Genomic DNA, 21,108 nt, shown 5'->3' with positions numbered 1-21,108 from the left:
CCGTTGCCGGGCGCGGCCCCGCAGACGCTGGGCACGGTGGTCGCCAAGTACGTCGATCGGGTGAGCGCCGTGAGCCGTCACGGCGGATGGCTCGACGCCCCCTTCGGTGAGGCCGCCCAGACCGTGGCCCTCGCGGAAGCGCTGGCGCTCTACTGCGAGTTGGGGCGGCTGCGGCCGGTCACCGGGCCGGAAAGGACCGGGGCGCAGCAGGCGGCGGCTGTGGAGACGGCCCGGCGCTGTCTGCGCGGGCTGGGGGTCCGGGTGCGGGTCACGGGCGAGTGGGACGGTCACCTGGGGGAAAACGTCCGGGACCTGCTGGCCCGGACCGGTCCGGAGGTGCCCGTGGACCTGTTGCTCGACATGGGCGCGGTCCTCGACGACCGGCCCGACGCGGGCAAGGAGGCGCTGCGCGCTCTCGACGTGCTGCTGCCCCTGACGGTCTGGCGGAGCGCCGCTCTGCTCGGCGGGGCCTTTCCGCGGGTCACCGCCGACATGCTGGAGGAAGGAGGGTGGGAGGGCGCGCGGGCGGAGTGGCGCATGTGGCACGAGGTGCGCGCCGCGGGCAGGGCCTATGCTCCGCTGCTCGGTTACGGCGACTACGGGGTGCAGCCCCCGGGTGCCCTCGCGCAGGCCCCGGCACCCGGGAGGACGGGCGGACCGCCCTGGGGTGTGCTCCGCTACACGACCGACAGCTCGTACCTCCTCGTCAAGACGCTGACCCGCGGGGCCGACCGGATCGCCGTCAACCGGAGCGCGGCCCGCCGGATCGTCGAATCGCCCGAGTTCCGGGGCGCGGGGGCCGGGCAGGGCGAGGAGTGGCTGAGCGACTGCGCGAACGGCCCGCTCTCGACCAGCGAGGGCGTGGGCGGCCCCACGGAGTGGCTGCGCGCGGGAAACCTGCAGCACATGACGTACGTCGTGGGGAGCCTGTCCGGCGGCTGAGCGGGCAGCCAGGCAGGCTCCGTGGAGCCTGGTCGTCCTGTGCGTGGCTCAGTCGAACAGTGGTGCCAGCGCGGTCTCGCCCGCCAGGATCCGCCAGGCGGGCACTCGCACCGTCCGGCTCACCGGGCAGGCCTTGGCCCCACGTCCCCCGGAGGGCAGTCCGGTGAGCAGGTCGCCTCGCGCGTGGACGAGCCTGAGGTGCCGCGCGGGGTCCTCGCCGGGCCTCGGTCCGGGGTCGATGAGTACCGCCGTGTTCTCGCCGGCGTCGGTGAACAGCAGGTCCACCGGGTGTCCGCCGACCAGCGCGGTCCGCTCCAGATCGGTGACGCCGCGTCCGGTGAGGTACTGCTGGAGGCGGTCGGCGAGGTCTTCGGGGGCCTCGGTCACCGGGCCCCACGGGCCGGCCTCAGCCGTCGTGCCGCCGTCGCCCGCTCCCAGCGGTGCCGAGCGCGCGGCGAGGAGGGCCGGCAGGCCGCTCTGCTCCTGCCAGAAGGCGTGGCCGCCCACGGTGATCAGCTGCGACTTGGCCCGGGTGACCGCCACGTTCCACAGGTTGACCTGGCTCGCGACCCAGTGCGTCGTCCGGGGCGGGGTGTTGGGCGCCGCCACCGGGCTGAGCACCATCACGTCGCGCTGTCCGCCCTGGAAGGTGTGGACGGTGCCGACCCGCACCCGGTCGTCGTCCCGCCACATCCGGGCCAGTGTCTCCTTCTGCGCCCGGAACGGCGTGACCACTCCCACCGTCGCGTCCGGCGCGAGCCCCGCCAGCAGTCCGTCGACCACGCGCCGCACGGCCTCCGCCTCGGCCGCGTTCCGCCAGGACCGCCCGTCGCCGCCGCGCGCCGATTCCCCGGACGGTACGTCGACCCAGCCGAGCACCGGCGCGGGGTCGGCCGCTCCCACCGGGTCGTGTGCTGGTACCTGCCGCCGCACGTCGGTCAGCACCCGCAGCCGGCCGCCGTAGCAGTGGCCGTTGACGACGTCCGCGATCCGCGGGTGGCAGCGGTAGTGCTCGTCGAGGAGCAGCGCGCCGTCGCCGTGCTGTTCGGCGGCGTGGTACGAGGAGTACGCGTGGTAGGCGAGGCGGCGGTGCTCCAGTTGCGCGGCGCTCAGCCCGGCCCGCGTCCGTGCCTGCCTCTCCTGCTGGGGGGACACGCCGGGGATGTGCCCGAGCTGCATGGGGTCGCCGATGATCAGCGCCCGGCGTGCCCGGAACAGCAGCGGCAGCACCGACGGGATGGAGCACTGGCTGGCCTCGTCGATGACGACGAGGTCGAACAGCTTCGGGGCGAGTTCCAGCTGCCGCACCGAGTGGGTGCTGACGGCCCACCCCTTGATGTGCGTCATCAGGTTCTTCTGGCTGCGCTGGTAGCCGGAGCGGCGGCGGAGCGCCTGGAGCCGCTGGTTCATGAGCCCGGTGGCCCGGTCCAGGGTCTCGGCGGACAGCGCGCGGGAGAGTTCCGCCGACAGGCCGGACAGGGTCTCCGCCGCCGCGGCCCTGGACGCCTTGAGCCCGTCCTCGTCCCATTCCCCGTGTTCGTGGACGAGTGCCCGTACCTCCCGCTCCACGGACACCATCCCGGCCAGGGACTCCAGCAGCTCGGGTGGCACGGGTCGTTCCGTCGCCCACCGGGGCCATGCCGGTCCGGACCCCCCGGGGTGTTCCGCCACCGCCGCGACCAGTGCGGCGAGCGCCCGCCCCCGCCGCCACGCCCCGAGCTGCCACCACCGGGCCCCGGCCGTCCTCCGTGCCCTGTCCGCCCACCGGTCCAGCGGGGACAGGCCGTTCCCGTCCGCCGCCCAGGCCTCTTCGAGGAGGGACAGGGGCAGCTCCAGGGCGGCGGTTCGCTCCTCCCGGTCGCGGAGGAGTTCCAGCAGCCGCGTCTCCTCGACCACGCGGTGGGCCGCCTCCGCCCGGAGCCGGTCCGCCGTCCCCCGGGTGTTGCGCAGCTCGCCGCCGACGGTGGCCGATCCGCGCCTCGGCGCCTCGACCGGTTCGGCGAGCAGCCGTTCCAGTTTGGCCGCCTCCCGCTCCAGCGCCTCCGCGTTGCCCGTCCGCATCAGCAGGCCGGGCGCGATGTCGTCGCAGCGCTCGGCGACGACGTTCACGGCCTCGTTGTTCGTGGAGGCGACCAGCACCGTCTGCCCGGCGGCGACGCACGTGGTGACGACCGCCGTGACGACCTCGCTCTTGCCCGTGCCGGGCGGCCCGGTCGCCACCGTCAGCGGCCGGGTCATCGCCGAGGAGATCACCTGTTCCTGGCTCTCGTTGCACGGCCCCGGAGCGACGGGTGCCACCGGGTCCGCCGCGGCGGCGGTGGTGGCGGGTGCCTGCCCGGCCCCGCCGCCCAGCAGCGCCTCCAGGGCGGTGCCCGCGATCTGCTCGGTCCGCGTGGAGATCTGGAGCAGGTTGTCCACCAGCGCCTGGGTGGCCATGGCCTCCGCACCGGACGGCACCAGCAGCACGGCCGCGTTGTGCGCACCGGGCCGCAGTGCCTGCATGACCGTGCGCTCGCTGAGCGCGGACGGATCCAGCGGTTCGAGTTCCGGCAGCCCCAGCTCGTCCAGCAGCTCCCTTATGGCGCGCAGCATCTGGGCGTCGTTGCCCTCCTGCCAGGCCGGCTGCCAGCGGGCCACCAGGTCGGCGGCGTCGCCCGCGTCCAGGAGTTCGGAGACGACGCCGCTGTGCAGGGACGGCACACCGCTGGGCCGGAGCACGTCCCGGCCGTCCTCGTCCGGCGCCAGCTCCATCTGCTGGACGATCAACGGCGCCAGTTCCACCGTCGCGCGCCGCCCCCGGGCGCCGTCCCGCGCGGGCAGCGTGATCGCCGGGTACCCGTACCAGTACTCCTGCCGCGTCCCCGCCTCGGTGCCCGGTCCGGTCCGCCCGTTCTGCGGCCGGGGCAGCGATCCGGGCGCGACGATGTGCGGTCCGCGGCCCGACTGGATGGTCTCCTCGCCCTGGGCCAGCAGGAAGTACTTCTCGTTCCGGCCGCTGTCGCGGTCGGGCCGCATGCCGGCCGCCGCCTGCGCGGTGAGGCAGTCCGCGTAGTACCGCAGCAGCCGCTGCGCGTCGACGCCGTCCCGTTCGTCCGCCTCAGCCAGTGCCCGGGCCTTCAGCAGCGCGGGGGAGCGCCGGGCGGTTTCGCCGGCGTCGCGGGGCGGCGCGGGAAGCCGCACTGGTCGTGCCACCGACCGGGCGAAGGGGAGACTGCGGGTGGCTCTGATCGTGGACTTGGTGGGCCGCTGCTCCTCCGGTACGCCGTCCCGGGTCATCTGCGTGGTCAGGTAGTCGAAGAGGTCGTCCGGGGTGATCCAGCCGCCCTCCTTGATCCGGCCGTTGCGCAGCCCCTCGACGATCTCCCCGGTGAACCGGGAGGTGCCGAGGCTGGATCCGGGCGGCGCCATCGCGGAGGCTGCCTGGAGGGCGTCGGACGCGGTGATGAAGTACACGCCGGTCGGCCGCAGCAGCGTGCTCGCTGCGGGCCGGTCCGGTTCCCCCGACGGCCCCTTGGCGGTCCAGCCCTGGACGACGGAACCGCTGGAGCAGCAGTCCAGCAGGACCAGTTTGGAGGCGGCCCGGCAGGACTGGAGCATCCGCTCCAGGAACTCCGCCGGTACGGCCGTGCCCGGCAGGTCGGCGGGGTCGGTGTCCCGGGTCAGGAAGTACAGCTGGCCGTCCTGCTCACAGTACTCCCCGTGCCCGCTGAAGTAGAGCAGCGCCGTCTCGCTGGCCTGCCGGGCCTCCAGGAACGTCTCCACGGCGTGCAGCATCTCCGCGCGCGTCGGCTCGGCGGCCACTGCGCACTCGTTGTACATGCCGATCTCGGTGTTCTCCAGCACTGCCCGCATGTAGTGCAGGTCGGCGCGTACGGCCGGGAGGTCCTGGTACGCCTCGCTGTCGTACGTGGAGACACCGACGAGTAAGGCGTGCCGGTCGTTGTCGGTCATCGTCGCTCAGCCCGCCGTCGTGCCCTCGTCGCCGCCGTCCGCGAGGAACCGCTCGATCAGCGTGTCGTCCTCGCGGGCATCCTTGCCGGTGATGTGCAGGACCGCGCCGTCGGGCCGCTTGACGAGGATGGTGCGTTGAGGGATCCGAGCCAGCCACGTCTGCACCAGCCCGACGACGAAAGAGCCGGCGCTCAGCAGCAGCCCGACGGTCTCGGCGGACGGGCCGCCCTTGTTGCCGGCTCCCACGGGGCCGCCGGGTGCGGGCAGGTCCAGCCTGGCCGTGGAGTCCGCCTCGGCGAGCACGGCGAGCAGTTCGCGTGCTTCCTTGCGGGCGCGCAGCGGGTCCTCGTCGACGACGGAGATCCGGTATCCGGTGTGGTTGTCGGGCATGGCGTTCTCGTGCTCCCCGTGAGTTCACCGGCTCCTTGCCGGGCGAACGACACTAGCGCCCGGCACTGACACCGGCGGCCCAACGGGCTTGGCCTGCGGCGCCGTTGGCGTGAACACGGTTGCCGATGGCCGAGTCCCGCGCATCTCCTGCCAGGTCACGTCAGGCACAGTTCCGCCCAGACCGTCTTGCCCGGCGCGCCCTCGCGCGGTGCGACCGCCCAGCGGGACGCCAGCCCCGCGACGATCAGCAGACCCCGGCCGGACTCCGCGTCGCCCTGCGGTGCCGGGCCGGAGAGCACGGGGAGGCGTTCGGTCCGGGTGTCGGTGACCTCGACTCGCAGGGTGTCGGTGCCGTGGGTGAGCCGCAGATGGAAGTCCCGCCCGGCGACGCGCCCGTGCCGTACGGCGTTGGCGGCCAGCTCGGCGGTGATCAGCGTGAGCGTGTCGTTGACCCGGCCGCCGTAGGGATGCCCCCACGCGTCGAGCCGGTGGGAGACCAGCCTGCGGGCGAGGCGCGCGCCGCGCGGGGAAGAGGTGAACGCCATCGCGAACTCGTGGCGGGGGCGGGCGGCCCTTTCGGTCTCGGTCTCGGCTTGGGCGACGGCGGCGTGCACCCGTGGGGTGGAGATTCGGCTGTTCATGTGGCCCATGCTTCCGGTGCGGTCCTAGCGTGACCAGATACGGCGCGCACACGGAGAGTCGCTGTAAGTGGCCTGTATGCGGGTGTAGGTGGGACGGAGCGTGACGGCCGGCGCGGGGGTGCGTTGGCCGAGGGAGGCGGTACGGGGATGAGCGAATCGACGGAACTGGTGGACGAGGTGTCCGGGAGCGGCGACGGTCACGGGGAGGAGCGGCAGCCCGAACCGGACGCCGGCTCCGGCGTCCTGCGGGTCTTCGGGCGCCAGCTGAAGCGGTTGCGGGTGCGGGCGGGCCTGGAGCGGCCCGAGTTCGGCTCGATCACGGGCTACTCGGTCTCCACCATCGCCGCGTACGAGCAGGGGCGCCGAGTGCCGCCGCCGAGGTTCATCGACCAGGCGGACGAGGTCTTGGACGCGGGCGGGGTCCTCCTGGAGATGAAGGAGGAGGTGGCTCGGGCGCAGTATCCGGCGTTCTTTCGGGATGCGGCTCGGCTGGAGGGGGAGGCGGTTGAGCTGCACGTGTACGCCACGAAGGCTGTGCCGGGGCTGCTCCAGTGCGACGAGTATGCGCGCGCGGTGTTCACCATGTGGCGGCCGTTACTGGCGCAGGACGTCATCGAGGAGCGGGTGGCGGCCCGCCTCGCCAGGCAGGAGATCTTCTCCCGCATGCCACAGCCCACGATCAGCTTCGTCATCGAAGAGGCGGTGCTGAGAAGGCCGCTTGGGGGGGGCGGGCGGTCATGCGGGGGCAACTGGAGCAAGTCCTGCTGTACGGCCAGCGTCGCAACGTCGAGCTTCAGGTGATGCCGACCGACTTGGACGAGCACGCTGGACTTGAGGGACCGTTCACCTTGATCGAGACGCGTGACGGGCGCAGGATCGCTTACGTGGAGGGGTACAAGGACAGCCGCCTGTATACGGAACGCAGGGCGGTCCGGGAGCTTGAGGAGCAGTACGGCATCCTCAGGGCCCAAGCGCTCACTCCACGCGCGTCACTGGCCTTCGTCGAAAAGTTGCTGGGAGAACAATGAACGCCGAGAAGTCCACCGCGTCTGCGTTGGCGTGGTTCAAGAGCAGTTACAGCACGGGCTCGGGCGGAGAGTGCATCGAGGTCGCCGTCTGCCCTCGTGTCGTTCGAGTGCGTGACTCCAAGGACGTTGCACGTCGTGGCCTTGCGGTCGACGCTGAGGCTTGGGCAGCGTTTGTTGGCTTCGCTGCTCAGTGAGCGATAAGTCTGCCCCCGGCCCTGCACCGGGGGCAGACTTGTGTGAGGCCGCGTTGACCGACTACGCGTTCGCCTTCTCGCGGGCGGGCGGAGTCCAGCGGCCGGCGGCGATCTCGGCGTCCAGCCGCCCGTGGAAGTGGGCGTGCGCCGCCCGCATCTCGGCCTCGCGGTCGGCCTTGTAGAAGGGCGCCTGGTAGCCCTCGGGGGGCGGGGTGCGCTCCGGGTCTTCCAGGTGGGCCATGAGGTCGAGGTAGTCCTGTTTGGTCTGGCCGTGGCCGTAGGTGTTGAAGTCGGCCGCGATCTTACGGCCGTTGGCGTCGAACCAGGTCGCCGACTCGTAGTCGTAGAGCTGGGGGTAGCGCGACTTGAAGATGGCAGCGAGTTGGTCGGCGGTGATTCCGAGCCAGACGGATACGAGGGCGTCGATTTCCACAAGGGCAGCTCGGCGTTCGTGCTCGGTGCGGAGGGGCGTGCTGTACTGCCAGGTTGGCTTCAGGCCAGCGGCAAGGGGCCCCAGATAGGGCCAGCCGGGATTGGCCCAGTCTTCATAGCCTGCCCAACGGGGGTCGAACAGCTCCGTCCAGAGCGGGGCGTAGTGAGTAGTGAGGGCGTTTAGACGGAGGGTACGCAGGAGGAGTGCGGGTGCAAGAGGGTGGTTAGGGTCGGGAGCTGGCATTTTCCGGGCCTCGTTGAGTCCGAGGTTGGAGCGGCCTGTGATTCGCAGAAGGTAATCCAGAGGGAGCGAAGCCCAGAAACCTCCATTGAGGGCAGTTAGACGGTTGTTCTTTAGGGCCATCGAGTGCACCCCATGCACGTGGGCGGGCCCGGGTGGGAAGAGGGCAGCCAGCAGACTGCGGTGGGTGTTGAACGGAACCATGGCTCGCCAAGCGAGCCGGAAATAGTAGCTGGATGGCTCTCCCCGCCAAGAGTTCTGGGCAGCGAGGTATGCGTCCTCGCTGGTGGCTCGCACGTAATTGGTCACTGGCACATACGCGAGCGGCAGCTCGGTGGGCGCGAGAGCTTCCCAGTCCCTGTGGTTACGACAGGGAATTCTCGGCTCTTTGGAGAAGGGGTGCGCTATTGAGATATGCGGCCCTTGCAGGATGACATCTGAAAGCTCAGGAACGGTCTGGCTGGACCAGCGGATCAGTCCATCCTTCTTGGCGGCCCCTTCGTCGTACCCGGTTGTAATCATGGGATCGTAGTCGGCCAGAGCGATTGGATAAGCAGCTAGCGCGTCGATTGCCTCTTGCTCGCCGCGTAGAAGCGGATAAAGCAGTGGTGCCTCCGTGGCCGGGCCCGGAGAGTCGGTGAGCGCTTGCCAGCTGCTCAGTAGGGGAGCATTGACGTGTACCACGCGTTTTTGATGAGGTCGAACATCCCATGTGTCACCATGTCTGATGCCAGGGGTCTCCCCTCGGCCGTCGTGAGTCAGCGACTCGGGCAGCACGCCAGCCGAGCGTAGTTCACTGACGTGCATGAAATTAGGTTCGCGTGACGGACCGTAGATGTGGACGCCAAATTCTTGAGTTCGGCCGAGGTCTTCGAATGCCCAGTTGGCTGAGTTGACGAAATGGGCATGGATACGGATATGTCGGTAGGCGGCAGCCCGGATTGCAGCTTCGCGTACACCGCCGAAGTGTGTATCTGGGTGGATCAGGCCTGCACTGCCGTGAGGCGCGATGTGTTGCCACACTTGCACCATGAATGCACGGTAGAGATCAGTCTTCGTCCCCACAAGTAGTGAATAGATGCCTGGGCTGCTCAATGTTGCCGCGATCCCCGTGTTCGCCGCCAGTTCGCCGAGGAAATAAGTTGTATTCCCCGGCCTGCTGAGCACCTCCTCCTTGCGTAGGCGCCATTCCGCGGCACTTGGCCGCTCAGACAGTGTGAACCATGGCTCGCGTTCCGCGAGAACTTGGTCCTCATACCAGCGCGGCGGAACCCAAGGCGGATTCCCCACCTGAAGCTCAAACCCACCCCGCGCAAACACCTGCGCGAACTCCAGCTCCCAATGGAAGAACCCCTGCGCCCGCGCCACATCCCGCGCCGCCCCCGCCCACAGGAACCGCTCCTCCAGCACATGGAACCGGTCCATGCCCATCCACTCGGGCAGCTCGTCCTCGTAGCGGGACAGGTCATCCAGGTCCTCGAACGTCGACACCAGCGACTCCGCCGGCACATCCTGCGTGCCCAGCAGCGCCTCGGCGAAGTCGATCCAGTCGTCCAGGTCGGCGAGCGCGATGACGTCACGGCGCTCGCCCTTGATCTGCTCCTTGCGGCGGCCGGTGCGGCGACGCGACACGGAGTCCCGCGTCAGCGTCATCTGCTGAGGCTCGGCCGTGAAGCCCGGCAGGGCCTCCGCCTCCCAGGCCAGCAGCACATCGTCGGCGCCGCTCTCCGCACCACCCCCGACGCTCACCGCCTCCAGCTCCGCCGCCCGCGCGGCCAGCGCCTCCGCCCGCGCGTACCGCTCGTCCGTGCCGTCCAGCAGCGCGGCGTTCTGCACGGGCCAGAACCACAGCGCGCACCACGCGTCCATGAGCGTCTTGAGGCGCCAGTAGGGGGTGTCCTCCGCTTGAAGGTCGGCCAGGATCGCGTCCCGCTGCACGGCGGCCTTCGGCCGGCGCAGCCAGTCGTCCTCCGCTCCCCACACCCGGATGTCACGGGAGATGTCCCGCTCCGACAGCTCCAGCCGCCGTACGACCAGACCCCACAGGTACTCGGCCCGGCGAGCCAGCCCCTGGAGCTTGGCCGTCTGCTTCGCGTTGGGCGACTTCGTGACCGCCTTACGCCACGCGGCCAGCGCCTTCGCCTCCGCCGGGGCGAGGGTCTTCGCCTCCTTCTCGGCCGCGACCGCGCCCCACTCCTTCGCGGGGAGCAGGAAGTGGTGCACCGCGCCTTCCGGAAGCGGGGCGCCCTCCACCGCCTCCGCCAGCGGGAAGCGCTCCGGCGTGGTCCCCAGCCAGCCGCCCTTCTTCAGCCGCTCGGGCGCGTACACCTCGCGCCGACCGCCGATGAGGGAGTTGCCGCGCCGCAGGTGCAGGCCGAACCAGGGGGCCTCCATGCCAGGGTGCATGGTGTTGAGCCACAGCGACACCTCCGCCAGCTCCACGGCCGTCTCGTTGAGGTCGACGCCGTAGGAGTTGTGCAGCGCGATGTACGCCTTCGCCTTCTGGAGCTCGACGGCGTACTGCTCGGTGTCGATCGACCGCCCCAGCTCGGCCTGCCTGCGCCGCAGGTACTCCGCCGCGACCTGGTTGATCGCCTCGTTGAGGAACGCGCCCGAGCCGAGGGCCGGCTCGCAGATCCGCCAGTTCAGCAGGTCCTTCGCCTCGGTCTCCTCGGTGAGGAGCTGCTGGAGGGCCAGTTGCACGGTGACCCGCGTCAGCGACTCCGGCGTGTAGTACGACGCGGAGGTCTGCCGGTCGCGCCCGGAGAGGCGGTACACGAACGTGCCCGGCGCGTACCGCACGCGCAGCTCCTCACCGGTGAGCCGGTCCCGGCGCCGTACGAACACGGAGTCGTCGTAGTCGGCGATCTTCGACGCGGGGACGAGCCAGGAGCCGTCCTTCGGGTCACCGTGCCGGGCGACCTCGTACAGCTCCTCGCCCGCGATGAAGCCGCTGTACGACATCAGGCCCTCGTAGACCGCGCCGAGCTGGTTGATGCCGAGCTGGGCGTACGAGATGAAGCCGCCGCGTTCCCCGCGCTTCCCCTGCGTGATCATGAGGCTGTGCAGCACATGGTGGAGGGTGGCGTTGCGCAGCCGGGTGTCCAGGTAGCGGACCGACTCGCCGCGCGCCAGGGCCTCGTCCGAGTCGTACCGTGGGTCGGGGAGGCTGTCCGCGCCGATCAGGCGGATGGCGTCACGCTCGAACAGCTTGCTGTGCAGCGGTTCGAAGCGCAGGCCGACGTCCTCGCTGATCCGTGCGTCCGTCTCGCCGGCCTCGACCGGCTCCACACCATGCGTGCGACGGGCGCGGTAGCCGTCCTGCACCTTGCGGAACAGCAGGTCCAGGGACTCGTACAGGTAGAAGCCGTTGCGGGCCAAGTCGCTGACCGGCTCCCGCTCGGCGACGAGTTCGCCGAGCCGGCCGAGCCCGTACCCCTGCTGGTACTCGGGATAGTCGGCGGGCAGGATGCCCAGCTCGGGGCGGGCCTCCGCGTACAGCAGGAACAGGATCCGGTACAGGTACCGCAGTGACTCGCGGGTCAACTGCCGTCCCAGATCCCGAAGTTCGCCGACGTCCTCCGGGCGGACGCCCTGCTCGCGCAGCCGCTCCAGGACCTCGTTCGCGATCAGCTCGACGCTCTTGCGCAGGCCGTCGCGCAGCTCGCTGGAGACGCCGACCGCGTGCTTGGCCGACTTGCCGACCAGCTCGGCCAGCGGGTTCTCGCCGCCCTCCTCCGGGGTGCGCAGCGAGTCCGCGCCGAATAGCGCGGCCACGGTGTCGAGTTCGCCGCCCGCACGGGTGTCGTTGCGCTGGAGCGCGGTGTCCAGGGAGACGGCGAGATAGCGTCCTTCGCCCCACACCGCGCGGTCGGCAAGGACGATCACCCCGCCGCCGAGCAACAGCACGTACCGGGGCGGTTCCTCGCAGGCGAACAGGAAGGCGGCGAGTCTGGCGCCGGTCTCCACCGGGTCGGGGCCGTCCAGCGGCACCGGTTCCAGCAGGCGTCCCCGGCCCCTCGGGTCGAGGGCGGCATCGGGTTCGGCGGCCCAGCCGCAGTCCAGCGCGACCAGGCCCTTCTCGGCGTGGGCGACCGGGACCTCGTACACCCGGCCCGCGCGCTCGACCGGGAGGACGCGCGGCTTGGCGTCGTAGCCGAGCGCGCGCAGCACCTCGGCGTTGAGGGCCCGTACCCGCTCCCGCCACCGCGGCGCCCCGTAGGTCAGGGCGTCGTCGTCGGCGTCGCGGACGGTGATGATGCCGTCCTCGTCCTCGGGAAGCGCGAAGGAGGACCGCGCGCGGAAGTAGTCCCGGCGCAGCGCCCGCAGTCCCACGCGCGGGGTCACCGGGAGTTCGGCCCGGCCGGGCGCCGGCGCGGCGGACGTCTCCTCCTCGCTTCCGCGCTCGTCGGCGGCGGGCGGCCTCGCCGCCTCCTCGCGCTCCTTCCACTTCTGCAGCAGGCCCGACTTGAGATCCTTCGGCAGCACCTCGGCCAGGTAGTGAGCCGAGAAGTAGTCGCCACGGTTGACCAGGGAGTCGTACGTCATGACAGGGCTTCTCTCAGAGGGTCACAGACCGGGGTCACAGGGCGGCGCGCACGGGCACGTAGCGGAAGGGGGACGACGGCGGGGCGGCCAGGGAGACGGGCGGCGCCCCGGCACCGTTCCCGCGGCCGGTGTCCGCGTCGGTGTCCGGGACCAGCACCGCGAGGACCCGCAGCAGGGGCCTGCCCGTCGTCAGCAGCGAGTCGGCGAGGTCGGCGAGGCGTTCCCGGGTGCGCTCCCCGCCCAGCGTGGGCTGCTCCCAGGCGCCGAGCCGCAGCTTGTACTCCTCGACGGGCCGGCGCAGCGGTTCGTCCCAGGCGTCACGATGGGCGTTGAGGAACGCCTCGGCCGTCTCCAGCACGCGGGGGAGCGCCGCGCTGAGGGGGGCGGGGTCGCGGTAGCCCCGCTTGTTCGCCATGGCGGGGCCGACACCGGCGCGCCGCAGCAGGGACACCATGTCGTCGACGGCCAGTCCCTCCCGGGCGCCCTCCCGCCAGGTCACGCCCATCCACTTCACGACGGTGGGCCGGCCCAGCTTGTTGGAGTACACGCCCTGGACCAGGTACACCGGCTCCGCCACATTGGCCGTGATCATCGGCGCCTCCTGGCGTCCCAGGCCGACGAGGACCTTGTCGGTGAGCCATTCGACGACCGGGTGCAGGTCCGTGAGCAGGGAGATCTCGGGCCAGCTCGACGTGGCGGACTGCCGGGCCCGCTGGAGGGAGTGCTCGGCGAGGCGGCGGTTGAAGGTCACCAGCAGCCGCTCCCGCAGCCGCTGCTCGCGCAGGTAGTCCGAGGGCAGTGCCTTGAGACGGTGGATGAGTTCGGCCGGCGGGCGGAAGGAGATCAGCCCGGACTGCTGGTCGCGGTCCAGGTCCAGCCGGTCGCGTGCGTCCGGATACACCTCGCGCAGCGCCTCGTCCACGAAGTGCGCGGTGGAGTCGAAGAGGCGGGGGAGCACCGGGCTCGTGTCGGCATCGTCGGCAGGCGACGGCACCCCCGCGGGGGCCGGCTCGTCGTGTCCGTCGGCGTCCGGGTCGCCGGAGGCCGCCGAGGTCGCGTCCACCGAGCCGAAGAAGTCCGCGAGGAAGTCGTCCAGACCGGCGTCCTGCCCGTCGGCCCCGGAGCGGGGGGTGTCCAGGGACTCGTCGACAGTTTTGCCCCGCAGCAGGTCCTGGATGAGGGACCGCTCCTCCGCCTCCGCACGGTACAGGCCGGTCACCGCCTCCGCCGTGCCCAGCGCGCGGTGCGCCTGGTCCTCGCGTTCCAGCAGCCGCTCGGCGACCACCGTGTCGTCCTTGGCGCCCGGTACCTCACTGGTGAGGATCAGCGCCCGGAACTCCGGTGGGTGGGCCTGCCCGTACCGGTCGATGCGGCCGTTGCGCTGCTCGATGCGGATCAGCGACCACGGCACGTCGTAGTGCACGAGCTGGTGGCACTGCCGGTGCAGGTTGACGCCCTCGGAGGCCACGTCACCGGTGAGCAGCACCCGGACGGGCGTGTCGGCCAGGCCGAACTCCTCGACCCGGGCCATCTGCTGCTCGTCCGAGAGGCCGCCGTGCATGACGCGGACGCAGTCGCGGGCGGCGCGGCCACGGAAGCCGAGGGCGGCGGGCAGCACCTCCGCAAGCCACTCCAGGGTCTGGACCCGCTCGGAGAACACCACGACCCGCGTCTCGGAACCGGGACCCACCCCGATCTCCTCGCGCAACTGCCGTACCAGTGCGGCAAACTTCGCCGAGTTCTCCTCGGTGAGGCCGGCGGCGAGCTCCGACAGCCGGTGCAGGGCGGCGAGTTCGGCCTCGGTTTCGCGCCGGTCCTCCTTCTTCTCCAGCGTCCTGATCCGCGCGGAGACGGTGGCCCGCAGCGCGGCGGGGGAGGAGAGGAACGACTTCAGCAGCGTGTAGGGGAAGAGGGGGAAGGCGCTGACCGAGGTGCCGTCGTCACCGGGCAGCCAGACGGCGGCCAGCTCCTCGAAGACCCGCTCCTCCGCGGGGGTGGCCGGACAGTGCACCGAAAGGGAGGGGCCCCGGTCCGCCCACTGGCCCTTCATCTGCTCGCGGACCTCCGGGCTGATCTTCGTCCGCCGGATGAACAGGTGCTCGATGTCGGCCGCGCGGTAGTTCTCCGGGTCGCGGATCGCCACCGGGTCCAGCAGCCGGATCAGCTCGGCGAAGGACCTCGCGTCGCCGTTGTGCGGGGTCGCGGACGCCAGGATCAGGGCGTCCGTGCGGGGGGCGAGGGTGCGCGCGAGCTGGTTGCGCAGCGAGCCGCGGTTGATCAGGTTGTGCGACTCGTCGATGACGACCGCGTCCCAGCGGATCTGCTCCAGGTGGTGCTGGTACTGGTGGGTGTTCTTGAGCGTGTCGATGGAGACGATGACCCGCTTGAACGAGGTGAACGGGTTGCGGCCCGCCGGGATCTCCCGCTGGATCCGCTCGATGCCCACCGAGTCCAGCCGCACCAGCGGGATCGCGAACCGCGTCCACAGCTCGTGCTGGAACTGCTCCAGCACGTGCTGCGGGGTGACCACCAGGATGCGCTCGCCGCGACCGCGGCGGATCAGCTCGGCCAGGGTCAGGCCGATCTCCAGGGTCTTGCCGAGCCCCACCACGTCCGCGATCAGCAGCCGCGGACGCAGATTGGCACCGGACAGGGCCAGCTGGGCGGGTCGCCGCTGGTACGGCAGCGGGTCCATCAGGAACGAGTCGGCCAGGGCCAGGCGGTGTTCCGACTGGGGCAGGGCGGTGCGGCGCAGCACCGCTTCCAGGAACAACCGGGAGCGTCGGTAGTTCGGGGAGTCGTCCATGACGAGCCTTGTCGCGCCCGGGTCGAGCAGTTCGATGCGGTCCAGGCCGGAGAAGAACACGGCCTCCTGGTCGCGGACGAACTCCGACACCCCGGTGACCTCGATGCGCGTGCCGTCCTCGGCCGTCGGCATCGAGCTTCTGACCAGCCACTCCTCGTCCCGCACCACCACCAGGGCACCGGCCGGGTACTGGTCCTGGCCGCTCGTGGCACCGGTCCGTTCCTCGCCGGTCTGCTCCACGCTGGTCTGGACGGCGGTCACCGGTGGCCTCCTGAAGCGGGTCGATCGTGCGGGCGGCCCCTCTCCAGGGCCCGCCCATTATCGCGGGTCCCAGGCGCTTGCGGGTCAGAAGGGCGTACTGGCCGCATACGCCTCGCGCAGCCGCCGGGCGGTGATCCGGGCCTGGGCCGAGCCGCGGAGGGAGGGCCGGGCCGCCCCGCCGCGCTCGGAGGCATGGCGCGGGGACAGGGGAGCGGCGGACTTCGCGGCGGTGGGGTCCTGGGCCGGGTCGGCGCCGGCTCCCGTCCCGGCGCCGGCCGGGGACCGGTCGGCGGGCGTGGAGTCGGCGCTGGCGTCGGCGGACGGCTGCGAAGGAGTGTCGACGCGGCGGAGCAGGAGACGGGGATCGGCGGGCGGTTCCGGCGGACCGGGCACCGGTGGCACCTCGGGGCCGGCCGGGAAGCCGTCCTGCCGCTGCCGGGCCGGCCGGCTGTCCGCCGCCTCCCGTCGCCGCTCGGCCTGCGGAGACGCGAAGGGAGTCCCGGCCGCCCCGGGCTCCGTGCGCACCTGGGGTCCGGACGCACGGCCGACCGCGAGAAGATCGTCCAGGACTTGGGTCGGAGCGGCCGTGTACGTGGTGAGCCTGCGGCGTGCCTGGGCGACCTTCAGACCCTGTGCCTCGATGAGCGCGCGGCTCCGCCGGACGACCTCGGCGAGGTCCGGCCGGTCCTGCGGGCGGTGGGCCAGCATGGCGGTGAGCAGTGGCACCAGCTCGTCCGGGGTCCCGGAGAGGTCCGGTGCGACCGCGGGGTCGACGACCTGGTGAAACAGGAGGTGGATGTTGTCCGCACGATAGGGCGGATGGCCCGAGGCGGCGAACAGCAGTACGGCACCCAGCGCGTACACGTCGACCGCGGGTGTCAGGGGCTTCTCCCCGTTCGCCTGCTCGGGCGGCATGCACGAGGGCGTGCCGACGACCGTGTGCGGCGCGGTCAGCGACACATTCGATTCCGCGAACACCGCGAGCCCGAAGTCGATCACCTTCGGTCCGTTCGGGCCGAGCAGTACGTTGGCCGGCTTCAGATCACGGTGCAGCAGACCCTGGCGGTGCACGGTGGCCAGGGCCTCGGCCAGCGTCGCACCCAGAGCCGACGTCAGCAGCGCGGGAAGCGGGCCGTGGGCGGCCACGTGTCGGCTCAGGTCGAGACCCTCGACGTACTCGGTCGCCAGCCACGGGCGCTCGGCGTCCGGGTCGGCGTCCAGGAGGGCGGCGATCCGGGCACCCCAGATCGTCTTGAGGATCTCCACCTCCTGCGCGAACCTCGTCCGCGTCTCGGAGTCGACCACGGACGGCTTGATCACCTTCACGGCGGCCGGCTCCCCGCCGGGTGACTCGCCCAGGTACACCTGACCCATCCCGCCCTGCCCGATCCGGCCGAGCAGCTCGTATCCGCCGAGCTCGGCGGGATCGTCGGGACCAAGGGGGGCGATGTGCACCTGAGGCCTCACTTTCAGCGGGTCGAACCGGGGCAGGAAGCCCCTGCCAAGCTAGACCACACCCTGAGGGAATGGCACGCCACTCAGCTCGGGTGACGCAGGCGAACCCTGGTCCGGGCCGCAGTGAAGGCGCGACGGTTTCTCAGGGCGGACGCCTCGCGTCACTCTTCGTCGGCTGTGCCGGTGCCGGTGCCGGTGTCCGGCTCAGCGACCGGAGGCGGCGTCGGCGGAGCCTGCGTCGGCTCGGGCCGACTGCCCACGGGTCGATACCCCCTCTTCCCGTCGGGGTCCAACTGCGGTCGTGTCTCGGTCACCTGCCGTGTCTCCCTCTTCGGCCCCAGGTACCTCGACGAAGTCGAGGAACTCCACGTCATCCATCCGAATATAGATCCCGCCGGAATGCGGCAGCGGACGTTCGAACGATCCGGCGCCGGACACGGCCCATGTGGTCTGGAGATACAGGTCTGCGGCTTCCGGGTAGCCGGAGGTGTAGGACCTCTCCCCGTAATACCCGCCCACCCAGTGACCGCTCTTCAGACGGGCACGTACCAGGCAGTGGCTCCGACGCTGGAAGACCTTGTCCCATGCTGTGGGGATCGGGTCGTAGGTGGACCGGCTTCCTCGCGAGCCCAGCCATGAGGTGAGCACGGCGGCAGCAGCCGGCACCACGATCAGCAGGGTTGTCGCTGTCAGCGCGGCGATGCGAGGATTGTCGGCCGCGCCGGTCAGCCAGCCCCGGCGACGGTCGTAGACGAGGTGCACCAACCACGGGCCGGTGAGCAGGACGTAAAGGGTGTCGAGAGCGATACCCGCGGTCACGGCTCGGAGTATGCGCTCTCCGAGATCCCTGTGGCCCGGGACCGGGCCACGGACGCGTTCGCGGATGAACTGGTAGGTCACGCCGGGGAGTACAAGAAGAAGAACGATCACGACCTGGGTGACCGCGGTAGGTGCGTGCGGCATCGTCGTATGCCTTTCCGAACAACGGGTGCAGAATCCTCGCGACCTGATGGCCTGATGTCCCCTGATTCCGCGATGACTTGCGGGTACCCCAGACATACTGGCGTGGCGATTGCTCACCTTGGGGGAGGCCGGGAAGACTGATGCGGGACCATCTGCTTCGCATGCGCATCACATGGGCCGACGGCCTCGCAGCGCGGATCTGCCACAAACTCAGACCCGAGACATGCCGTTCCGAGATGTTCCCCTCGTGGGTCGCGGATGACCAACTGACGCTTGCCACCTTGCTGACCCGCATCGCCGCGGACGACATCGGATGCAGCTCTCCGCAGACCATCGGCGATCGCCTCCGATCGACCGGCCTCGTCCTCCCCGGGCTACCCGGATCGGTAGTGACCCACGACCTCGTCATGCCTGTCCTGCGCACGGTTCGCAGTGGTGGGGTCCCGTGGGAACGGTGGTGGGACGTGGGCGGACTCCATGCCCTGCTGATCGAGTTGTGGGCGGGACGCCGACTGTCGACACACTCACTGGAGGAGGTCCGTTACGAACTCACGGCCGTCTGGTGCCTTGAGGACGACCGGCTTGTCGACACCGTTCTGGACAACGCGGAGGATCCCTTCGCCTTCCTGCCCTCCGACCTCCTGCACGAGTCCGCCACCGGTACGGCGAAGGCGTGCGCGCAGTTCCTCGTCACCAGAGGCTTGATGAAGATCACCCTCCCTGATGCTTTTCTGAGCACCAGGCCCGGGCTGGCTGACAGGCCGGACCTCACGGAGGTCGTGAAGCGCTGGCATCACCGCGTCGACCTGGAAGAGACCGTGCATCGAGTCAGGGATCTCTCACCAGAGCTCTTGAGGGGTTTACGCAGGGACCTCGACGCGTGGGATGTCCAGATGGGTCAGCTGACATCTCACCTGACGGCACATGAGCTCAAGCTAATTTTGCCCATGACGGAAGATGAACGGTACGGCGAGGAGTGCCTTCGGGCGGGCTGGGGCCGACACCGAGCCGAACTGGTCCCGGACGAAGCTTTGTTGTGGCGTCCTGATTCCGATGCCCTGAATTCTTCGATGCCCGACTGGATGGCCGAGGAAGTCATTACGTGCGGTACCCGCTTCTTCCACAGCCAGGCAGGTCCTCATCCCGTCTGGCTGGCCACAGTAGAGGCTGAGACGCACATGGCGGCCGTGCGGAGGTTGATGGAGCCGCCAACACGGTACGGCTTCGAGGTCGAGGACTACGGTGACGGTCTGAGGCTGTGGTTCCAGTTCCCCACACTTCCGGCCGACCCCGACCCTCCGTTCCGAGCCCCGTACACCTACTCCCTCTCCTGGGCGGAGCATGCTTGGGAGCTCCTGCATCTTGCGACCGTTGGTTACGCCCGCCTCAGCATCGTCCGGCTTGTCGGCGACGGTGAGCTCAGCGCCGTGGGCAGCGTATGGCTCGGACTGCCGGAAGAGGTGTGCGCCCTGGCCAAGGAAGCCGCGATCGCAGCGCTCCGTCGGCTCGTCGGTGACGAGACACAGACGATAAACCAGAGGATCGCCCTTGAGGGCCACGATCAGGCCGCAGAGGTTGCCTTCCGAACGTCCGAAACCGCGAAGGGCGAGGACATTCATGACGAGCTTTCCCTGGAATCCGACGCCGCTGAGTACGAGTCCTTCATAACAGCCGCGCGTCACCTCGCCTGGGTACGTGCTCGGCATGCCGCCGGGCTGCTCGACGAGAAAAGCCCATCGGTGGGGGATACGGAGCTGAAGGCCGCTGCCGAGGGCAGGCAGCGCACTCTGGAAATCCTTCGGGCGGCCACGGGGCGAGGGAACGGCAAGGCGCGATGGAGTGACCACTCCGACAAGCCCTCTGTGGGCGAACAAACAGCGTTCGTCCACCTCATCAACCGGTACGGAACACTTCAGCTCGCGGTGTGTCGGAGCCGTGCGGGCCAGTCGCACTTCGATCTGGTTACCTGCGAGGAGTTTCCCCTCAGATCTCTCGCTGGCGCGGTTGATGAATGGGCACGGCAAGCACCGGATCACCCTCGACGTGTGTGGCACGACTACCTGGAGCAGTTGGTCGCCGAGTGCGTTGGGCCGGCACAAGCCATCATCGAGGCGGCCGCACCTCACGAAGTCCGTCGGTTGGTGCTCAGCCCCACGGCTCCACTGGAGCTGCTGCCCCTTCACGCAGCTCCGCTCGACAGCGCGCGCACCTCCACCTTGATCGATGCCTTCGATCAGGTGGTATATGCCCCCACAGCTCGTCTCGTGTCCGCCATCGAGAGATCCCAGCGGCAAGCAGCCGTGGTCGAGGTGTTGGTGGTGGCACACGGAGGTGGACACCTCCCCGGCCTCGAGCCGATCGGCGGCCCACTGTGTGAAGCCCACGTGATCGCAGGGCTTCACCACAACGTAAAAGTTGTCACGCAGGAGGAGGCGACTCCCGCCCGCGCTCTGTTCATGATGCCCATGGCCCGGATCGTGCACGTCGCGGCACACGGCCTCACACACCCGAATCGCTGGGCTGCCGGACTCGCTCTGCACGGCGGTTCGCTCGGAGAGGCCGTGCTCACTTCCAGCGGGATCCTCGCCGACGGAGTCTTCTCCAGTGTCGACCTAGTCATCCTGAACGCTTGCAGAACGGGCAAGCACGAAGGCACCGGCCGTACCGTGCAGACCTTGCGTAGCATTGAGTCCGCTTTTCTCGCCCGCGGCGCGAAAGCGGTCATCTCCACCCTGTGGGACATCACTGACCTGCAAGGTGTCGTGTTCTCCGCCGTGCTCCACGCACACCTCGGTGTCGGCGCGGACTCCCGCAGCGCTTACGCCAACACGATCCGCTACCTACGTGAGCACCGGTGGCGCGTTCCCTTTGAGGCAGGTCCGGTGTGCGCTGCCGAATCAGCCATCGACGCGATGCTTCCGGACTGGAGACACCACCTCGATCAACAGGCACAGGAAAACAGGCTGTTCTGGGCTGCCTTCAAGATCACCGGAGTTGTCTGAGGCCCACAGTCCTTACGGGGCAGTGCCCACCTGATCGTCCACGGGACTACTGCCTGAGCCACGGACCCGGCGGAGCCCCCCTTTCCAGACGTCGGCGAGCGCTTGCCGGCCACGCAGAACGATCCGGCGTCCTTGGGCCCGGATGCGCTCCCAGCTGTCGATGAGGTAGAGCCGGTCTGGATACGAGTGGCCGTTGGCGACCAGTGCCCTCGCCGGCCACCAGCCTCTGTGAGGAACCCGTCACGTGCGGGCTG

At 70.1% G+C, this 21,108-nt stretch carries 10 protein-coding genes and 1 pseudogene; 4 read left to right on the top strand and 7 right to left on the bottom strand.

Annotation, left to right across the window (positions count from 1 at the left end):
* Positions 1-3: 3 nt before the first annotated feature.
* Positions 4-942: a beta family protein gene (locus tag IE308_RS08340; protein WP_229908730.1), complete on the top strand. Its 939-nt coding sequence runs from the start codon at positions 4-6 to the stop codon at positions 940-942.
* Positions 943-990: 48 nt separating this feature from the next.
* Here the strand turns inward: IE308_RS08340 and IE308_RS08335 are convergent, their stop codons facing one another.
* From IE308_RS08335 to IE308_RS08325, 3 genes are all read right to left on the bottom strand, one after another.
* Positions 991-4,893 carry a caspase, EACC1-associated type gene (locus IE308_RS08335; RefSeq protein WP_190217207.1) on the bottom strand — a complete coding sequence of 1,301 codons (3,903 nt, stop codon included), beginning with the start codon at positions 4,891-4,893 and terminating at the stop codon, positions 991-993.
* Positions 4,894-4,899: 6 nt separating this feature from the next.
* Positions 4,900-5,283, bottom strand: a complete 384-nt coding sequence (locus IE308_RS08330; RefSeq protein WP_190217206.1) for an effector-associated constant component EACC1 — start codon at positions 5,281-5,283, stop codon at positions 4,900-4,902.
* Between the two features lie 155 nt (positions 5,284-5,438).
* Positions 5,439-5,924, bottom strand: a complete 486-nt coding sequence (locus IE308_RS08325; protein WP_308440084.1) for an ATP-binding protein — start codon at positions 5,922-5,924, stop codon at positions 5,439-5,441.
* Positions 5,925-6,071: 147 nt separating this feature from the next.
* Between IE308_RS08325 and IE308_RS08320 the strand changes: the two are divergent.
* A pseudogene (locus IE308_RS08320) lies at positions 6,072-6,952 on the top strand (helix-turn-helix domain-containing protein).
* Positions 6,949-7,146: a DUF397 domain-containing protein gene (locus IE308_RS08315; protein ID WP_190217205.1), complete on the top strand. Its 198-nt coding sequence runs from the start codon at positions 6,949-6,951 to the stop codon at positions 7,144-7,146. Before IE308_RS08320 ends, IE308_RS08315 begins: the two are co-directional and overlap by 4 nt.
* 61 nt (positions 7,147-7,207) lie before the next feature.
* Here IE308_RS08315 and IE308_RS08310 read toward each other — a convergent pair whose 3' ends face one another.
* The 4 genes from IE308_RS08310 to IE308_RS08295 all read right to left on the bottom strand — a co-directional run bounded on the left by IE308_RS08310 (position 7,208) and on the right by IE308_RS08295 (position 17,852).
* Positions 7,208-12,367, bottom strand: a complete 5,160-nt coding sequence (locus tag IE308_RS08310) for a DNA methyltransferase (RefSeq protein WP_190217204.1) — start codon at positions 12,365-12,367, stop codon at positions 7,208-7,210.
* Positions 12,368-12,401: 34 nt separating this feature from the next.
* Positions 12,402-15,434 carry a DEAD/DEAH box helicase gene (locus IE308_RS08305; RefSeq protein WP_190217203.1) on the bottom strand — a complete coding sequence of 1,011 codons (3,033 nt, stop codon included), beginning with the start codon at positions 15,432-15,434 and terminating at the stop codon, positions 12,402-12,404.
* Positions 15,435-15,518: 84 nt separating this feature from the next.
* Positions 15,519-16,889: a serine/threonine-protein kinase gene (locus IE308_RS08300; RefSeq protein ID WP_190217202.1), complete on the bottom strand. Its 1,371-nt coding sequence runs from the start codon at positions 16,887-16,889 to the stop codon at positions 15,519-15,521.
* A gap of 204 nt (positions 16,890-17,093) precedes the next feature.
* Positions 17,094-17,852 (bottom strand): DUF6338 family protein, encoded by a 759-nt coding sequence (locus tag IE308_RS08295; RefSeq protein ID WP_190217201.1) that lies wholly within the window; start codon positions 17,850-17,852, stop codon positions 17,094-17,096.
* Positions 17,853-18,013: 161 nt separating this feature from the next.
* On the opposite strand from IE308_RS08295, the gene IE308_RS08290 reads away from it, so the two are divergent.
* Complete coding sequence (locus tag IE308_RS08290; RefSeq protein ID WP_190217200.1) at positions 18,014-20,854, top strand: CHAT domain-containing protein; 2,841 nt, start codon at positions 18,014-18,016, stop codon at positions 20,852-20,854.
* Positions 20,855-21,108 lie beyond the last annotated feature (254 nt).

Source organism: Streptomyces griseosporeus (assembly GCF_014656055.1).
Lineage (GTDB): Bacteria > Actinomycetota > Actinomycetes > Streptomycetales > Streptomycetaceae > Streptomyces > Streptomyces griseosporeus.
Note: the sequence above shows the minus strand (reverse complement) of the source record. Positions and strands in the feature narration are given on the sequence as shown.